Origin of the sequence: Enterobacter cloacae complex sp. GYL001 (assembly GCF_049237125.1) — a bacterium.
GTDB classification, from domain to species: domain Bacteria; phylum Pseudomonadota; class Gammaproteobacteria; order Enterobacterales; family Enterobacteriaceae; genus Enterobacter; species Enterobacter hormaechei_C.
On sequence record NZ_JBMKGW010000054.1, the window covers coordinates 1 to 1,739 of the forward strand.

Annotated in this window: 1 protein-coding gene; it reads left to right on the forward strand. The window is 64.0% G+C overall.

What is annotated here, in order from left to right; genetic code table 11:
• Positions 1–1,739, forward strand: a 1,739-nt coding sequence (locus ACOTWU_RS25205) for an Ig-like domain-containing protein (RefSeq protein WP_421625804.1), incomplete at both ends; no start/stop codon positions are given.

Below are 1,739 nucleotides of genomic sequence, written 5' to 3' on the forward strand. Positions count from 1 at the left end.
AAAGGCCAGGATCTGAGCGTCAGCGGCACCAGCGCCAACCTGGCGGAAGGCACCGTGGTCACCGTGACCCTGAACGGTAAAAACTACACGGCGACAACTGCGGCAGACGGCACCTGGAGCCTGACGGTTCCGGCTGCGGATCTGGCCGGTCTCGGTCAGGCCAGTTACACCCTGAACGCGACGGCCACCAACGGCGTTGGCAACAGCGTGAGCAGTTCTGCGAACCTGCTTGTCGACACCGCGCTGCCAACCGTTACCATCAACACCGTGGCGGGGGACAACGTCATCAACGCGGCGGAAGTGGCGGCAGGCCAGACACTGAGCGGCACCGTGGCGAATGCCGAAGCGGGCAACACCGTGACCGTGACTATCGGCGGCCACAGCTACACCGCAACGGTGCAGAATAATCTGTCCTGGTCCGTCAACGTGCCGTCTGACGTGCTGACCGCACTCGGCAACGGCAGCCTGAGCGTGACGGCGACCGTCACCAACGGCCACGGCAACACCGGCACCGGCGAACGCGAGATCGCTATCGACGCTAACCTGCCGGGCCTGCGCGTGAATACCGTGGCGGGTGACGACGTGGTCAACACCATCGAGCACGCGCAGAACCTGATTGTTTCAGGCTCCAGCGACGGGCTGGCGCCGGGCACGGCGCTGACGGTTACCGTCAACGGTAAAGATTACGCGGCAACGGTACTGGCAGACGGCACCTGGAGCGCGGCGATCCCGTCCGCCGACGTGAGCGCGTGGCCGGAAGGCACCGTGAAAATCAGCGTTACCGGTGACAGCGCGGCGGGTAATCCGATCACCATCAGCCACGACGTGACCGTGGATCTGACTACCGTTGCCATCAGCATCAATGCGCTTGCCACCGACGACGTGATTAACGCGGCGGAGAAGGGCGCGGATCTGGTGCTGTCCGGTGTGACCACCAACGTGGAAGCCGGGCAGACCGTGACCATCAGTCTGAACGGCAGGATCTACACCACCACCGTGGACGACAGCGGCAACTGGACTTACACCGTGCCGTCAGCGGATCTGGCTGGCCTGAAGGATGGCGACGCCAGCGTGCAGGTGAGCGTCACCAACGTGAACGGCAACAGCGCCTCGGCGGGCCGTGAGTACAGCGTGGATGCTACCGCGCCGTCCGTGACCATCAACACGATTGCCACCGACGATATCCTGAACGCCACGGAAGCTCAGTCAGACCTGGCAATCTCCGGCACCAGTACCGCCGAAGCAGGCCAGACGCTGACCGTATCGCTGAACGGCAAAGATTACACCACAACCGTCAGCGCGAACGGCAGCTGGACGCTGAACGTTCCGGCGGCGGATCTGGCAGGATTAACCGACGGCAGCGTGACGGTCACCGCCTCAGTCAGCGACAAGGCGGGTAACCCGGCGTCGGTTGACCACACCCTGACGGTGGACGTCACCGTACCTGCGGTGACCATCCACACCGTTGCAGGTGACGATGTGATTAACGTGGCTGAACACAATCAGGCGCAAATTATCAGCGGCTCCGCCACCGGCGCGGCGGCGGGCGACACCGTCACCGTCACCATCGGCGGCCAGTCGTACACCACCGTGCTGGATGCGGCGGGTAACTGGAGCGTGGGCGTTTCGGCGAATGTGATTTCAGGCCTCAGCGACGGCAGCGTGACCGTCACTGCGTCAGTCACCGACGCGGCGGGCAATACCGGCAGCGGCACGCATAATGTGACCGTCGATACCGG